At 63.8% G+C, this 14610-nt stretch carries 15 protein-coding genes; 1 reads left to right on the top strand and 14 read right to left on the bottom strand.

Going from position 1 to position 14610, the window contains the following annotated elements:
• Positions 1 to 35: 35 nt before the first annotated feature.
• From EN808_RS04975 to EN808_RS04930, 10 genes are all read right to left on the bottom strand, one after another.
• Positions 36 to 1586, bottom strand: coding sequence for a Do family serine endopeptidase (locus EN808_RS04975; RefSeq protein ID WP_135915298.1), 1551 nt, complete (start codon positions 1584 to 1586; stop codon positions 36 to 38).
• A 122-nt stretch (positions 1587 to 1708) separates the two neighbouring features.
• Positions 1709 to 2176: a cytochrome c-type biogenesis protein gene (locus EN808_RS04970; RefSeq protein ID WP_127871348.1), complete on the bottom strand. Its 468-nt coding sequence runs from the start codon at positions 2174 to 2176 to the stop codon at positions 1709 to 1711.
• On the bottom strand, positions 2173 to 4158 hold the full coding sequence (locus EN808_RS04965) for a heme lyase CcmF/NrfE family subunit (RefSeq protein WP_135915297.1): 1986 nt from the start codon (positions 4156 to 4158) through the stop codon (positions 2173 to 2175). The genes EN808_RS04970 and EN808_RS04965 overlap by 4 nt, the downstream gene beginning before the upstream one ends.
• A 23-nt stretch (positions 4159 to 4181) precedes the next feature.
• On the bottom strand, positions 4182 to 4625 hold the full coding sequence (ccmE, locus tag EN808_RS04960) for a cytochrome c maturation protein CcmE (RefSeq protein ID WP_127871346.1): 444 nt from the start codon (positions 4623 to 4625) through the stop codon (positions 4182 to 4184).
• 8 nt (positions 4626 to 4633) lie between these two features.
• The gene (gene ccmI, locus EN808_RS04955; protein ID WP_135863693.1) at positions 4634 to 5770 is read right to left on the bottom strand and encodes a c-type cytochrome biogenesis protein CcmI; all 1137 of its coding nucleotides are present in this window, start codon (positions 5768 to 5770) and stop codon (positions 4634 to 4636) included.
• A gap of 124 nt (positions 5771 to 5894) precedes the next feature.
• A complete protein-coding gene (locus EN808_RS04950) occupies positions 5895 to 6335 on the bottom strand; it encodes a hypothetical protein (protein ID WP_135863691.1) in 441 nt (146 codons plus the stop codon).
• Between the two features lie 182 nt (positions 6336 to 6517).
• Positions 6518 to 7906, bottom strand: coding sequence for an ATP-binding protein (locus tag EN808_RS04945; protein WP_245511631.1), 1389 nt, complete (start codon positions 7904 to 7906; stop codon positions 6518 to 6520).
• A gap of 28 nt (positions 7907 to 7934) precedes the next feature.
• The gene (locus tag EN808_RS04940; protein WP_015318627.1) at positions 7935 to 8600 is read right to left on the bottom strand and encodes a response regulator transcription factor; all 666 of its coding nucleotides are present in this window, start codon (positions 8598 to 8600) and stop codon (positions 7935 to 7937) included.
• Between the two features lie 90 nt (positions 8601 to 8690).
• Positions 8691 to 8990, bottom strand: coding sequence for a hypothetical protein (locus tag EN808_RS04935; protein WP_127871342.1), 300 nt, complete (start codon positions 8988 to 8990; stop codon positions 8691 to 8693).
• 170 nt (positions 8991 to 9160) lie between these two features.
• Positions 9161 to 9568, bottom strand: coding sequence for a DUF3168 domain-containing protein (locus tag EN808_RS04930; protein WP_127871341.1), 408 nt, complete (start codon positions 9566 to 9568; stop codon positions 9161 to 9163).
• A gap of 259 nt (positions 9569 to 9827) precedes the next feature.
• On the opposite strand from EN808_RS04930, the gene EN808_RS04925 reads away from it, so the two are divergent.
• Entirely contained in the window at positions 9828 to 10616 is a 789-nt protein-coding gene (locus EN808_RS04925) for a fumarylacetoacetate hydrolase family protein (RefSeq protein WP_127871506.1), read from the top strand.
• On the opposite strand, the gene EN808_RS04920 is transcribed toward EN808_RS04925, so the two are convergent.
• From EN808_RS04920 to EN808_RS04905, 4 genes are all read right to left on the bottom strand, one after another.
• Positions 10613 to 11428 (bottom strand): ABC transporter permease, encoded by an 816-nt coding sequence (locus tag EN808_RS04920; protein WP_127871340.1) that lies wholly within the window; start codon positions 11426 to 11428, stop codon positions 10613 to 10615. The genes EN808_RS04925 and EN808_RS04920 overlap by 4 nt on opposite strands.
• A 4-nt stretch (positions 11429 to 11432) precedes the next feature.
• Positions 11433 to 12266, bottom strand: coding sequence for an ABC transporter permease (locus EN808_RS04915; RefSeq protein ID WP_127871339.1), 834 nt, complete (start codon positions 12264 to 12266; stop codon positions 11433 to 11435).
• Between the two features lie 22 nt (positions 12267 to 12288).
• The gene (locus EN808_RS04910; RefSeq protein ID WP_127280994.1) at positions 12289 to 13401 is read right to left on the bottom strand and encodes an ABC transporter substrate-binding protein; all 1113 of its coding nucleotides are present in this window, start codon (positions 13399 to 13401) and stop codon (positions 12289 to 12291) included.
• Positions 13402 to 13470: 69 nt separating this feature from the next.
• On the bottom strand, positions 13471 to 14565 hold the full coding sequence (locus EN808_RS04905; RefSeq protein WP_135863684.1) for an ABC transporter ATP-binding protein: 1095 nt from the start codon (positions 14563 to 14565) through the stop codon (positions 13471 to 13473).
• Positions 14566 to 14610: the final 45 nt, after the last annotated feature.

Below are 14610 nucleotides of genomic sequence, written 5' to 3'. Positions count from 1 at the left end.
GGGGGTGTTGAAACCGCCGCATTGGAAAAGTCGTCTCAGCCCTTGGCCACCGGCAGCGCGACGAAGCGGTTGTTGTCGTCGCGGGTGATCTGCATCAGCACGGCCTTGCGTCCGGATTTGACCGCATCGGCCATGGCCTTGGTGACGTCGTCGGTGCCGTTGACCTCCGCGGAGTTGACCGCGGTGATGACGTCGCCCGGCTGGATGCCGCGATCGGCGGCAGCGCTGTCGGGGTCGACGTCGGTCACCACCAGACCCTTGCCGTTTTCGGACTTGGTGACAGTCAGGCCGAGATCGGCGAGCGTGTCCGGCTTTGCCGGAGCGGCGGGTTGCTGCTGCTGGTCGCCCGATGCCTGCTTGTCGCTGATGGGCAGTTTGCCGAGATCGACCTTGACCGCCTGGCTCTTGCCGTCACGCCACACGGTGACGTCAACCGATTTGCCCGGCGAATAGGCGCCGATCAGGCGGGCGAGTTCCTTCGGCGAGGCAACGTCCTTGCCATCAACCTGGGTGATGACATCACCCGCGGTGATGCCGGCCTTCTTGCCGGGACCGTCGTCCTGGGCGCTCGAAACCAGGGCGCCGTTGTTGGACTTCAGACCGAGCGATTCGGCGATGTCGGAGGTGACCGGCTGGATTTCGACGCCGAGCCAGCCGCGCTGGACCGCGCCGTTCTTCATCAGATCTCCGACGACCTGCTTGGCGGTCGAGGCCGGAATGTCGAAGGCAATGCCGACGCTGCCGCCCGAAGGCGAGAAGATGGCGGTGTTGATGCCGACCACCTGGCCGTTGAGGTTGAAGGTCGGGCCACCCGAATTGCCGCGGTTGACCGAGGCGTCGATCTGGAGGAAATCGTCATAGGGGCCGGCGCCGATATCGCGGCCGCGCGCCGAGACGATGCCGGCGGTGACGGTGCCGCCGAGGCCAAACGGGTTGCCGACAGCCACGACCCAGTCGCCGACGCGAACCTTGGAATCGTCGGCGAAGTCGACATAGGTGAACTTGCCGCCACCATCGACCTTGAGCACGGCGAGATCGGTGCGCGGATCGGTGCCGACCAGCTTGGCGTCGAGTTCCTTGCCGTCATTGGTCACCACGGTGAAGGCGGTGCCTTCTTCGACGACATGGTTATTGGTGACGAGATAACCGTCTTCGGAGATGAAGAAGCCTGAGCCCTGCGCCACCGGACGCGGCTGGTCGTTGTTGCGATCGCGATGACCGAAGCGGCGCTGACCTTCATCGTTCTGGCCATTCTGGTCACCAAAGCCGCGGAATTCCTTGAAGAAGCGGCGCAACTGCGGATTGTTGGGAAGATTGTCGAAACCGCCCTGATCGTCGGAACCGTCATCGGCGGTCGGTTGCAGCTTGGCCTTGACCTTGACGCTGACCACGGCTGGCGAAACGCGCTCGACGACATCGGCGAAGCTCGGAACCTGGGGAGCCTCCACACGGACGGCGTCAGCCAGAACGGGGCTGGTTCCACTGGTCAGCGCGCCAACGCCGATCGCGCCGGCGACAGCGATGGACGCGGCGGCAGCCAGAAGACGCTTGCGGGTGCGGGAATATGAATTGGGGGCAATATTCATGGTTCTCTTATCCTCTTTCAACGGACGCGCCTTGATCGGCATCCTCAAGAACGAGAATTAGAGCGGCGCACATTACGACGCCATTTCCGGCACATGAAACTTTGGTAATGTTGGCGCGGCCGTCAGTCGCGGTCCAGGATCGTGTCCAATGCCGCCTGTTCATCGGCTGACAGGGATTTCGTCGCCAGCGTCCGGCGCGACCGCGCGGTCAACACAATGAATCCGCCTCCCACCAGCAGCAACAGCACGGGCGTGCCCCACAGCAACGCGTTGCGCAGGTCGAAACGCGGCTTCAGCAGAACGAACTCGCCGTAGCGGGACACCACATAGTCCATCACCTGCTGGTCGGTATCACCGGCGACAAGGCGTTGTCGCACCAGGATACGCAGGTCGCGAGCAAGGTCGGCGTCGGATTCGTCGATCGACTGGTTCTGGCAGACCATGCAGCGCAAGCCTTCCGACAGCGCCCGCGCCCGTGCCTCCAGAGCGGGGTCGGCCAGCATCTCGTCAGGCTTCACCGCCATTGCTGTGCCGGCGAAGAGCAATGCAAGTAACAGGACAATCGAGGTCAGCGAAAACCTTGCACTCATGGCAGAACCACCGGCGCAACCGCCTGCTTGCGGCGGCGCGAAGGCGCGCCGACCCGCAGGCGCCTGTCCATCAGCGACATGGCGGCACCCGCCATCATCACCAGGCCGCCGCCCCAGATCAGCGTCACCAGCGGCTTCCACCACAAACGCACCACGACCGAGCCGTCCTTGCCCTCGTCGCCGAGCGAAATGTAGAGCTGGGAGAGGCCGATGGTCTTGATGCCGGACTCCGTCGTCGTCATCTGCCGCACCGGATAGAAACGCTTGGCCGAGCTGATTTCGCCGACGGGGCTGCCGCTGGCGCCGATCAGCTCGAAACGGCCGCGATCCTCGCTGTAGTTCGACCCCTGGGCCGGATAGAGGCCGACGAAACGCACCGTGCGGCCGGAGATTTCGACGGTTTCACCAGCACGCATGGACAGGATCTTCTCCGTGCCGAAGCAGAGCGTGCCGACAATGCCGAGCACCGTCAGGCCAAGGCCGAGATGCGCCAAAGCGGTCCCGAAGACGGAGCGTGGCAAACCAACCAGGCGCCTGACCATGACCGGCGCGGCGACATTGCCTAAGCCTGCCTTGACGGCGAGGTCAGTCAGCGCGCCAAGGATCAGCCAGACCGCGAGGCCAACGCCAAGCGCGGCAAGCACCGAAGCGCCGTCGATGAACAAGGCAGTGACCAGCGTCGCCAGAAGGGCGGCCGCAAACGCGAGCATCAGACGCTGCGCGACGCCTAGGACATCGCCGCGCTTCCAGGCCAGCAGCGGCCCAAAGGGAACCATCACCAGCAGCGGCACCACGAGCGGGGCGAAAGTGAGGTTGAAGAACGGCGCGCCGACCGAAATCTTGCCGGCCGAAAAAGCCTCGACCGCCAGCGGATAGAGCGTGCCGACCAGCACGGTGGCGGTCGCCGTGGTCAGGAACAGATTGTTGAGGACGAGCGCGCCTTCGCGCGAAATCGGATGGAACAGGCCGCCTGCCGTCAGCCTCGAGGCGCGCAGCGCAAACAGCGCCAGCGAGCCGCCGATGAACAGCGTCAGGATGCACAGGATGAAGACGCCGCGCGTCGGATCGGTGGCAAAGGCGTGGACGGAAGTCAGGACGCCCGAACGCACCAGGAAGGTGCCGAGCAGCGACAGCGAGAAGGTCAAAATGGCGAGCAGCAGCGTCCAGATCTTCAACGCCGAGCGCTTTTCCATCACGATGGCAGAATGCAGCAGCGCGGTGCCCGCCAGCCAAGGCATGAAGGAAGCGTTCTCGACCGGATCCCAGAACCAGAAACCGCCCCAGCCGAGCTCGTAATAGGCCCAATACGATCCCATGGCGATGCCGCCGGTCAGAAACATCCAGGCGACCAGCGTCCATGGCCGCACCCAGCGCGCCCAGGAAGCATCGATGCGGCCCTCGATAAGGGCCGCGACCGAGAAGGAAAAGCAGATCGAGAAGCCGACATAGCCGAGATAGAGCAGCGGCGGATGAATGGCGAGGCCAAGGTCCTGCAGGATCGGGTTGAGATCGCGGCCTTCGATCGGCGCCGGATTGAGTCTGACGAAGGGATTGGACGTCACCAGGATGAACAGGAAGAAGGTTGCGCCAATGGCGCCCTGCACGGCAAGCACGTTGGCGCGCAGCGTCGCCGGCAGGTTGGAGCCGAAAGCGGCGACAAGCGCGCCGAAGAAGGTCAGGATCAGCACCCAGAGCAGCATCGAGCCTTCGTGATTGCCCCAGGTTCCGGTGATCTTGTAGATCAGCGGCTGCAGCGAATGCGAGTTCTCCCAGACGTTCGCCAGCGAAAAATCGGAACTTGCATAGGCGCTCGCAAGTGCCGCGAAGGACAGGGCCGTCAAGGCAAAACCAGTCACCGCGACCGGACCGCCGACCGCCATCAGGCGCTGGTTGTTCAGCCGCGCGCCAAACAGCGGCACGATGGTCTGCACCAGCGAAAGCGCGAACGCCAGAACCAGGGCGAAATGTCCGGTCTCAACCATTCCCGCTTGCTCTCCCGCCGGGATTACTCACTCTTGCTCTCCTGCCAGACACCCTTGGCCTTCAGGCCGTCGGCAACTTCCTTGGGCATGTAACGCTCGTCGTGCTTGGCCAGCACGCTGTCGGCGACAAAGACGCCGTCGGGGCCAAAGGTGCCCTCGGTGATGACGCCCTGCTCTTCGCGGAAAAGGTCGGGCAGGATGCCGGTATAGGTAACCTTGACCGATTTGTGGGTGTCGGTGACCGAAAAGGCAACCGTCGCGCCCTGGCCGCGCTGGATGGTGCCTTTTTCGACCAAACCGCCGAGCCTGATGCGCTGGCCGGGCTGCACACTGGCAGTGGTCAGATCGGCCGGCATGTAGAAATAGGACGCTTTCTGGCCAAGCGCATAGAACGTCAGGCCGGTGGCGGCTGCGAGGAAAGCCAAGCCGCCCACAATCACCGACAATCGTTTCTGCTTGCGCGTCATATCCAATTCTACTCCGTCGCCGTCAGGCCGAGCGAGGCGCCAAAGGCGGTGAATTTCTTGGCTTCGTCACTGTCGGCCCCAAAGACCGCAATGGCGCGGCCCAGCGCATCGCGCGCCTGGTCGGTCTTGCCCAGCACGACATAGGAACGAACAAGCCGCATCCATCCTTCCGGGTCGCGCGGATTTTGACGAAGTTTGTCGTCGAGGCCGGCGACCATGGTGTTGATCATGGCTTCCCTGTCCTGCGGCGACATGGAGGATGCCGCGTCGACATCGCCGGCATCGGGGCCTTTCGGGGCCGCGCCGGAAGCGACTTCGGAGCCGGATTTGGCCAGTGCCTGTTCGACGGCGCCGCGCCATGGCGAATCCGGCGGCAGTTTACCGAGCATCACCTGCCAGGCCGCGGCCGCTTCCTTGCCGCGGCCCTCCTGCGCCAATGCCATCGCCAGATAGAAGCTGGCTTTCGCATTGGCCGGGTCAAGCCTCAAGGCCGCCTCGAAGGCATCCTGGGCATCGGCCGAAACAATACCGCCCGCGGCACCGGCGATCGCCTCACCGAGTCCGGCCTGGCGTACGGCGCTGTCGCCGTCGAGGCGTATGGCGTTGCGGTAGGCCGCCGCGGCGTCGGCAAAGCGCTGCATGCGCAGATAAACCGGCGCCAGCACATCCCAGCCCCGCCCATCGGAAGGGTTGGCCGCGAGGTGGGCTTCGGCGCGCGCCACCAGCTCATCGACCGAACTGTCGGCCGGGTTCTTGGCCAGCCGCTCGCTGAGCGGCTGCGACGGCAGGTCAGGCGAGCCGATCTGGCTGTAGAACCCCCAACTGACCAACGGGACCGCCAGCACGGCCACGGTCGCGACAAGCCGTGCCGTGACCGACGCCGCCCTGCCGGACGTCTTGCCGGTTATGTCAGCGTTACCCAGGCGAAGGATGCGGCGGGCGATCTCGGCGCGCGCCTCGGCTGCCTCAGCGGGCCGGATCATGCCGCGCGCGGCATCGCGGTCGAGTTCGGCTAATTGATCGCGATAGACTTCCAGGTCGTGGTCGCCGCTCGATGACGCGCCCTTGGAAGCCCCAGCCAGCGGCAAAAGCACCGCCAGACTGGCGCCCAGCGTGAGAATTGCGGCTATGACCCAGAACAGCATGGTTCTTCCAATAAAGGCAGAGCCCTGCCCTGCCAACACAGGCATCCTGCGACGCTTTGACGGCAGGCGCACCGAATGTCCTTGATCGACATCAACTGGCCGGGTCGCAACCGGACCCGGCGTGCTAGGTCAATGGTGTCCAGCCGCCGTCGGCATTGCGGCAGGCTGTTCCGTGCGCCGTGACACTGGCGCTGCCGGTGAACACCGTCTGCGTATACTGGCGGCAATCCTGCGAACCAACGCGGTAAGGTTGGGCTGGCACGACCTCGCCATGGCGCGAGGCCTGATCGCCCTTCCACGCCACCTTCTGCCCGCTCGTCGTGTATTCAAGCGCCTTGTATTCAGCCTCGAGCGCGCTGCGCTTTTCCGTGTCGCTCAGGCCATTGCCGACAGACCCGCCAATGAGGCCGCCGCCCATGGCGGAAATGATCGACTTGGTGACGACCTTGCCGCCGGCCGGGGGCGTCGAGGCCGGGGTCGCGGCCACGGTCGGGCCCTTGCCGCTCGAGGTGGTGCAGCCCGACACGGCCAGCAATGCGGAAACAAGCGCGACGCGAATCTTCATGCCAACAACCGGTATTCCTGAGTTGGAGCTTGCCATGGATGCGCGTGGCATCATCTGAGAAGTGGGCATGGCCATACTATTGATATTTGTCGGAAATTTGGCCGCCGCCGGCCAGTATGAGGTCAATCGATATGCCGCCATAGCATGTGCCACCCGTTGGTGTCGATTGGTCTGGGCAAACGTCACTGAAGGCTCCGCAATCGCACCGCTGCCTTCAGACCACCCATGCCGGAACGCCCCAGATCCAGGCCGCCTCCATACTCGTTGACGAGGTCGGCGACGATGGCGAGGCCCAGGCCCGTTCCCGGCTTTGTCTCGTCCAGGCGCCGTCCGCGCTTCATGGCTTCGCGCGCCTTGTCCTCGGGAATGCCAGGGCCGTCATCCTCGATGCTGATCTCGAACAGGCTCTCATCCTTGCTGACCAAGGGCACGACCGAGACCGCGACAGCACTCCTTGCCCATTTCATCGCATTCTCGAGAAGATTGCCGAGCAGTTCCTCGAGGTCCTCGCGTTCGCCGGCAAAGACGATCTCGGTGGCCGGCAGCGACAGCGACAGGCTGGTCCGCGGGTTGAGCTTCTGCAAAACACGCACCATGCGCTGTACCAGCGGCGCCACGGGCGTGCGGTAGACGACGCTGTCGCGCTGCGCCGCGACGCGGGCGCGCTGCAAATAGTGATCGATCTGCTTTTGCATGGAGGCGGCCTGCTCGGCGATCAACTGCCCCTTGGCGCCGCCAAGCGCCCGGCCCTCGTTGAGCAGCACGGCGAGCGGCGTCTTCAGCGAATGGGCGAGGTTGCCGACCTGGGTCCGCGAACGCTCGACAATGCGTTTGTTGTTTTCGATCAAAGCGTTGGTTTCGTTGGCCAACGGTTCGATCTCGGCCGGGAAGCGGCCGTCGAGCTTCTGCGCGGTGCCCTCGCGCACCATGGCGAGTGCGTTCCTGACCCTGCGCAGCGGCTGCAGCCCGAGCAGGATGGCGATGGCGTTGATGGCGATCATTCCGATGCCGAACAGGCTGAGATAGGTCAGCAGGCGACGCTGGAAGGTCCCTATTTCCTGCTCCAGCTCGGTCTTGTTTCCCATGACGCGGAAGCGCGCGGCGCGGTTCTTGGCATCGAGAACGAATTCGCTCTCGAACACGACCAGTTCCTCGCCGTTGATGCCTTGCGCGGCATAGCTACGCTGGAAATTGGCGTTGAAAGGAACATCCGCCACATCGGGCGACGGGATGGTCCGGGTCATGGACGACGAATGGAGATCGCCGTGCACGCCTTCCGAGGCGGGCTCGACGGACCAGTACCAGCCCGAATTCGGCTCCGAGAAACGGAGGTCGCCAAGATCGGGCGAGCCGGTCAGCGCGCCGCTGTCGGAAATGCCAATGGAGCCGATCAAGTTGAACAAATGCGCCGACAGCAAACTGTCGAAGCCCCGCTCGCTGGCTTGGCGGTAGAGCGTGGTGATCAGGGTGAAGATGACGACCAGGGTCAGGATCGCCCATACCGTGGAGAAGGCGATAACGCGGAACGTCAGCGAGCGCGGCCAAGCGCGTAGCGAAAGCCGTCTGCCCACGGTTGGGTTGGTAGGAAGCGGTTCCGCCTTACGCCTCCGGCTCACGCATGCGGTAGCCCATGCCGCGCACGGTTTCGATCATGTCGATGCCCATCTTCTTGCGCAGCCGCCCGACAAAGACCTCGATCGTGTTGGAATCGCGGTCGAAATCCTGGTCGTAGAGATGCTCGACCAGTTCGGTGCGCGAAACGACCTCGCCCATGTGGTGCATCAGATAGGCAAGCAGCCGGAATTCGTGCGAGGTCAATTTCAGCGGCACGCCATTGACATCGGCCTTCGAAGCCTTGGTGTCGAGACGCAGCGGCCCACAGGTCAGTTCCGACGAGGCGTGGCCGGCGGCGCGGCGGATCAGGGCCCTGACCCGTGCCAGTACCTCCTCGATGTGGAACGGCTTGGTGACGTAGTCGTCGGCGCCGGCGTCGATGCCCGAGACCTTGTCGCTCCAGCGGTCACGCGCGGTCAGGATCAGCACCGGCATCTTGCGGCCGCCGCGACGCCAACGCTCGACCACGCTGATGCCGTCCATCTGCGGCAGGCCGATGTCGAGCACGACGGCATCGTAAGGCTCCGTGTCGCCGAGGAAATGACCCTCCTCGCCATCGAAGGCACGGTCGACGACATAGCCGGCATCGACCAGCGCATCGGAAATCTGCCGGTTGAGATCCTTGTCATCCTCGACGACGAGTACGCGCATGCGGGGACCAATGCCTGTTGACTGAGGTTTCAGATATAGGCCGATTCCGGCGGCCTGGGAAACGGAGCCCTGTAGGACGAGAAGACTGCGTCAGTTCTGCGGAACGACGATTTCGGAGCGGCGCGGACGCTGCCCGTCCTTGCCCGGCACGAGGACGACGATAACGCAGACCGGCTGGCCGCCACGCGTCGACGCCGAGGCCTTGGCGAGTGTTCCACCATTCTGCTGGGCCACCTGCTGACCGATCGCATAGCAGTCGGATGCGGCCAGGACGATCGGGGTGGGCTGATCGGGCGCGATCGCCGGTATCGCCATTGCCTGCGACGCAAACATCCCGGCGGCACTAAGCGCCAGGGTCGCGGTTCGGAAATGGGAGCGAAGCGTTTTCATGACCGGCGTTGTAACGCATCGGTGCTGAACGTGAAATGAACAGTGAACGGCCCTGAACCCATGCTCGCCACACCCCTGCAACGCGAGATAGACAATCTGGATTCACCGCCCCACCAGTGAACCCCGCGAAAGCCCAGTCTAGACTCCGTTTCGATGATATTGAAAGCGCGTCAGGCGTTTTCCTGCGTCAGCGCTCGGAATCGCAGCAGACCATGATGGACAAGCAATTCCTCATCATAACGCGCCTCGGTGAATTCCAGCGACAGCCGCGTCTGTCCACGCGGGCCGATCACCAGCACCGCGTCGGCAAGGCGCGCCTTGATGGCGGCCATGATGGCAAGCGTTTCGGCTTCACCATGGGCCTTCGACCAGACATGCAGCGTGATCAGCTGGTCGTCGTTATTCTCGGCGCCGGTATCCCAGTCAAAAGCCGAGGTCTGGCCTGAAGTCACATAGGGAAAGGCGGCGGTGTCGGTTGCCCGCTCGAGCAGCCCGGCGCCGCCGAGCAGCGCCGACAGCGACGCATCGCTTTTCAACCTGAGGAACAGGGCCTGCTGCAAATCACCGGGCGCGGTCATCGTTCTTCCCCTCGCCTGTTGCGCCACCGACCCTTGCCTGCCAGAAGCTCTTCCGCGTTCTAGACGCTTTGCCATATATAACCATTTGCCGCACGGACAGGTTTGCCGATTCGTCGTCTCGATGATGAATGCCGATGATCTCGAAAATACGACTTGCCGACAATCTCCTCAGCGGACGCGGCATAGCGATACCGGTTGCGCACCGCAAGCACCATCAACGCCCGGCAGCGGGCCATTTTCCCAGATTCGGGAGCTGACCATGCTCGATCCACAAAAGGCCAAAGCCGCGTCGCGTCTGCTGGTAAGCCATTGGGATCATGGCACCCATCTCGACGCCATACCTGAGGAGCTTCGCCCGAAGACACGGACCGAAGGCTATGCCATCCAGGCCCATGTCATGGATCGTTCGGCGGTCCCGCTTTTCGGCTGGAAGATCGCGGCAACCAGTCTTGCCGGTCAAAGGCATATCAATGTCGACGGCCCGATGGCCGGGCGCCTGCTGGCAGAGAAAGCGGTCGCGGTTGGCGGGACCGTCTCGCTCGCGACGAGCAAGATGCGGGTCGCCGAGATCGAATTCGCTTTCCGTTTTGGCCGCCAGATCCCGACGCGCCCGGCGCCTTATGAAATCGCCGAGGTGATAGATGCCGTGGCGACCTTGCATCCGGCGATAGAAATACCGGACTCGCGCTACGACGATTTCCGCGCCGTCGGTGCGCCACAGCTGATAGCGGACAATGCCTGTGCCAATCTGTTCGTCATCGGCCAGCCCACGCAAGACGAATGGCGTGACGTGAACCTCGCGGAACACCCGGTGACCGGTCTTGTTTCGGGCAAGTCGAGGCACGACGGAACCGGCGCGGCGGTGTTAGGCGACCCGCGTATTGCGCTCACATGGATCGTCAACGAACTGTCGGGCCTGGGCATAGCGCTCCAGCCGGGACAGGCGGTGATCACGGGCACTTGCGTGACGCCGATACGCGTCGAGGCTGGTGATGAAGTGATCGGCGATTTGGGCAAATTTGGCCGCGTCTCGGTACGGTTTGTCTAGACCGGCTTGCTCTCCCGGTTCAGCCTGACCACGAAGCTCCTCACCGCCAGAACCAGCACGGTGATGATGATCAATATCACGGAAAGCGCCGCGATCGCCGGGTCGATGTTGTCGCGCAGGCCCATCCACATCAGGCGCGGCAGCGTGATGGCGTTGACCGAGGTGATGAACAGGGTGACGCCGATCTCTTCCCAGGAGAGTACGAATGAGAGCAGTGCCGCGGTGACGATGCCAAACTTGATGTTGGGCATAATGACGCGCGTGGCGCGTTCCCACACGCTTGCACCAAGGCCGCGCGCGGCGAGGTCGATGCGCCGATCGAGCTGGCTGAGCGAGACCAGGATCAACACCGTCGCGAATGGCACCGTCATCACCGAATGCGCCATGGCAACGCCGAGCCAGGTGTCGTAGCCGAAGAAGGAACTGACGCCTGAGATCGAGGTGAGCAGGAAGTAGAGCGTCACCGCCGAGACCACCGGCGGCACAACCATCGGCAGCAGCACGAAACCGACAAGGGTGGCGGTGAAGCGCGGCTGGAACATCCAGACGCCGAGGCTGAAACTGAGCGCCAGTACGGTTGAAACAGCGCTGCTGACGATGCCGATCCGGATCGAAAGCAGGATCGACTGGAGCCAGCGCGGGTCCTCGATCAACGAGCGATAGTGGCGCAGCGACAATTCACCCGTCGGCATTGCCAGCATGCGGCTCGGCGTCAGCGAGACCGGAATGACGGCCAGCAGCGGCAACAGCAGGAACAGCGCCACCAGCACGGCGAGGATCAGCGAGACGGGTCCGGGGCGATAGGTCGGCATCGCGCTACACCAGTTGCTTCGGTTTGACGTATCGGAAGAGCAGCGCCATCAGGGCGCCGACGAAGATCACCAGCACGACGCTGATCGCGGCCCCGAGCCCCCAGTCCGGGCTCTGGAATATCCGGAGATAGATCAATTCGGCGATCATCACGCTGCGGCCGCCGCCGAGAATCGCCGGCGTGACGAAGAAGCCAAGCGAGAAGACAAAGACGATCATCGCCGAGCCGATGATGCCGGAGCGCGTCATCGGCACGAACACCGTCCAGAAGGTGCGCATGCGGCTGGAGCCCAGGCCGCGCGCGGCGAGCAGCACGCGCTCGTCCAGGCTGCGCATTGCTGACGCCAACGGAAAGACGGCGAAAGGAATGAGGAAATGCGTCATGCCGACGATGACGCCGAATTCGTTGCGCACCAAAGTCAGCGGTTCGGAGATGAAACCGATGGACTGCAGCCAGGTGTTGATGAGGCCGCGGTTGGACAAAAGCGCCACCCAGCCGAAGGCGCGCGTCAGCACCGAGATCCAGAACGGCACCAGGATGCAGAATTCGGCGATGAGGCGCTGCGCTGGGCTGCCGCGCACCCAGACGACCGTGATGGCGTAGGCGGCGGCGACCGACACGATGGTGACGATGGCCGCGATGCGCAGCGTGCGGATGAACACCGACTGCACCAGATCGTCGGTGAGCAACGCCTGGTACTGGCCAAGCCCGGGCGTCGGCAAGGTGAAGCTCCACTTCACCACGCCGAGAAACGGCCAGGCATAGGCCAGGACCAGGAACAGGAGCAGCGGCGCCATCAACAGCGCCGCGCCCATCCTGTCGGAGAGAACACCTCTCATGTCAGCTCAGCAACGCCAGTGATCAGGCGGAGATGATCTTGGTGTATTCGTCGAGGGCCGCGCCGTAGTTCTTGGCGTACCAGTCCATGTCGAGCGGGATCTGCTTCTTCATGTTCTCCGGATCGACGGGGTTGATGCGCTTCTTGTCGGCGGGAATCAGCGCGTCGGCCGCCGGATTGGCCGGACCCTGGCCGAGCTTGTCGAACATGACGAGCTGCTTTTCCGGATCCTGGGCGCTGGCGATAAACTTCATCGCCGCATCCTTGCCGCCTGGGTTGTTCTTGAGCACGGCCAGCGCACCGGGCGAGATCAGACCCTGGTCCCAGATGAACTTGATCTTGCCGCCGGAATCCTGCTCGATCAGCGAGGCCCGTGTCGACCACACGATCGCCATCGACGCTTCGCCATTGAGCAGCACGCTCTGGCTCTCGGCGCCGCCGCCCCAATAGGCGACGACGTTTTCCTTGAAGGCTGATATCTTGTCATGCGCACGCTTCAAGTCGAGCGGGTAGAGCGACGCCGGCGCGATACCGTCGGCCAAAAGGGCAGCTTCCCAGCTCGACACGCCCCATTTGTAGAGGGAGCGCTTGCCGGGGAATTTCTTCACATCGAAGAAATCGGCCATGCCGGTCGGCGCATCCTTGCCGTATTTCTCGGAATCGTAGGCGATGACATAGGAGAAGAAATAGGTCGAGGCGGCATAGTCCCAGCCGAAACCCGGACGCATCTTCTTCTTGTCGACAATATTGTAGTCGATCGGCTCGAGCATGCCTTGCGCGCCGAGCGTGATGGCCGAGAACGGATCGACGTCGACGAGGTCCCAGGTCGGGGCGCCGCTCTTGGACTGCGCGGCGATCGCGCCTTCGGTCGGGCCCGAGCCGTCCATCTTGACGGTGATGCCGGTGTCCTTGGTGAAAGCCTGGCCATAGGCGGCGTCGTAAGCCGTGATCGCGTCGCCGCCCCAATTCACCAGCACCAGTTCCTTCGCCGCCGCGAAGGCTCCGGTCGAGCGCAGCAGCATCGGCGAGCCTGCAAGCACGAGTGCCGCGAGTTGCGTGAACTGGCGGCGCGAGATCTCGCCGCGTCTCGTCCTCTCGGACAGCGTTTCGATGGCCTGTTTCTTGGTGTCGTTCATGTCAGTTCCCCTTTGTTTTCGTTGATTTCAATCCGGAAACCGGTGCGGCGGATCAGGCCGCACCGGCGCTCATTGTCCTCCATCCGGAAGGAGGAAGCCCTTTTCCGCCGGCCATGTCAGCCAGACGGAATTGCCCTTGCTGAGAGCAGCCGCCGCGACCTCGTTGGGCACCGAGACGGTTACCTTGGCACCATGGCGCGTGGTGAGGTCGAGCTTGGTCGCCGCCCCCAGATAGGTCGAGGCGATCGCGGTCGCGGCGATGCCGTTCTCTCCAGCTGCCGCCTCGGGCGCGATCGACATGTGTTCGGGCCGGATCGCCAGGATGGCGTCACCGCGGACTTTCTCGGCCTTGCAGTGCATGCTGACCGCGCGGTCCTCGCAAAGGCCGGTCGAACCGTGGTCGGCGGGCTTGACCCCCTTCAGCGGCAGCATGTTGATCTCGCCGAGGAACTCGGCGACGAAGCGATTGTCCGGCCGGTCGTAGACCTCGTCCGGCGCCCCGACCTGCAGCAGTTTGCCGTGGTTGAAAATGGCGACGCGCGACGACAGCGCCAGCGCCTCGCTCTGGTCGTGGGTGACGAAGACGAAGGTGGTGCCGGTCTCCTGATGCAGGCGCTTCATCTCGGCCTGCATCTGGCCGCGCAGGCTCTTGTCCAACGCCGAAAACGGCTCGTCGAGCAGGAGCACGCCCGGCTCGAACACCAGCGCGCGGGCAAGGGCGACGCGCTGCTGCTGGCCGCCGGACAGCTGCGACGGCAGTTTCTTCTCGTGGCCGACCAGACCGACGCGCTCGATCATCTCGCCGACGCGCTTCCTGATCTCGGCGGCCGATTTCTTGCGGACCTTGAGCGGGAAAGCGATGTTGGCTTCGACGCTCATATGCGGAAACAGCGCATAACCCTGGAACACCATGCCGGCGGCACGCTGCTCGGCCGGGCGGTCGGTGATGTCGGCGCCGTCGCTGAAAAGCCTGCCCTCGCTCGGCTGCACGAAGCCGGCCAGGATCATCAGGAAGGTGGTCTTGCCGGAGCCGGAGGGGCCAAGCAGGGTCAGGAACTCGCCGCGCCCAATGTCAAGCGTCAGATTGTCCAGTGCACGGAACGAGCCGAAGCTCTTGCCGATCCCGATTGCCTTGATCTCTGCGGCCCGGCCGGGTTGCTGCATCCTGCCTCTATCCTTACCGTTGAGCCAAATCGTAGGCAGGGCCGA

This window comes from Mesorhizobium sp. M8A.F.Ca.ET.165.01.1.1 (genome assembly GCF_004792065.1).
Classification (GTDB): domain Bacteria; phylum Pseudomonadota; class Alphaproteobacteria; order Rhizobiales; family Rhizobiaceae; genus Mesorhizobium.
Note: the sequence above shows the minus strand (reverse complement) of the source record. Positions and strands in the feature narration are given on the sequence as shown.

Bases quoted from the DNA above. Each gene is read 5' to 3' on its own strand.
- EN808_RS04975 (WP_135915298.1), bottom strand. From the start codon at position 1,586: ATGAATATTGCCCCCAATTCATATTCCCGCACCCGCAAGCGTCTTCTG.
- EN808_RS04970 (WP_127871348.1), bottom strand. From the start codon at position 2,176: ATGAGTGCAAGGTTTTCGCTGACCTCGATTGTCCTGTTACTTGCATTG.
- EN808_RS04965 (WP_135915297.1), bottom strand. From the start codon at position 4,158: ATGGTTGAGACCGGACATTTCGCCCTGGTTCTGGCGTTCGCGCTTTCG.
- ccmE (WP_127871346.1), bottom strand. From the start codon at position 4,625: ATGACGCGCAAGCAGAAACGATTGTCGGTGATTGTGGGCGGCTTGGCT.
- ccmI (WP_135863693.1), bottom strand. From the start codon at position 5,770: ATGCTGTTCTGGGTCATAGCCGCAATTCTCACGCTGGGCGCCAGTCTG.
- EN808_RS04950 (WP_135863691.1), bottom strand. From the start codon at position 6,335: ATGAAGATTCGCGTCGCGCTTGTTTCCGCATTGCTGGCCGTGTCGGGC.
- EN808_RS04940 (WP_015318627.1), bottom strand. From the start codon at position 8,600: ATGCGCGTACTCGTCGTCGAGGATGACAAGGATCTCAACCGGCAGATT.
- EN808_RS04935 (WP_127871342.1), bottom strand. From the start codon at position 8,990: ATGAAAACGCTTCGCTCCCATTTCCGAACCGCGACCCTGGCGCTTAGT.
- EN808_RS04930 (WP_127871341.1), bottom strand. From the start codon at position 9,568: ATGACCGCGCCCGGTGATTTGCAGCAGGCCCTGTTCCTCAGGTTGAAA.
- EN808_RS04925 (WP_127871506.1), top strand. From the start codon at position 9,828: ATGCTCGATCCACAAAAGGCCAAAGCCGCGTCGCGTCTGCTGGTAAGC.
- EN808_RS04920 (WP_127871340.1), bottom strand. From the start codon at position 11,428: ATGCCGACCTATCGCCCCGGACCCGTCTCGCTGATCCTCGCCGTGCTG.
- EN808_RS04915 (WP_127871339.1), bottom strand. From the start codon at position 12,266: ATGAGAGGTGTTCTCTCCGACAGGATGGGCGCGGCGCTGTTGATGGCG.
- EN808_RS04910 (WP_127280994.1), bottom strand. From the start codon at position 13,401: ATGAACGACACCAAGAAACAGGCCATCGAAACGCTGTCCGAGAGGACG.
- EN808_RS04905 (WP_135863684.1), bottom strand. From the start codon at position 14,565: ATGCAGCAACCCGGCCGGGCCGCAGAGATCAAGGCAATCGGGATCGGC.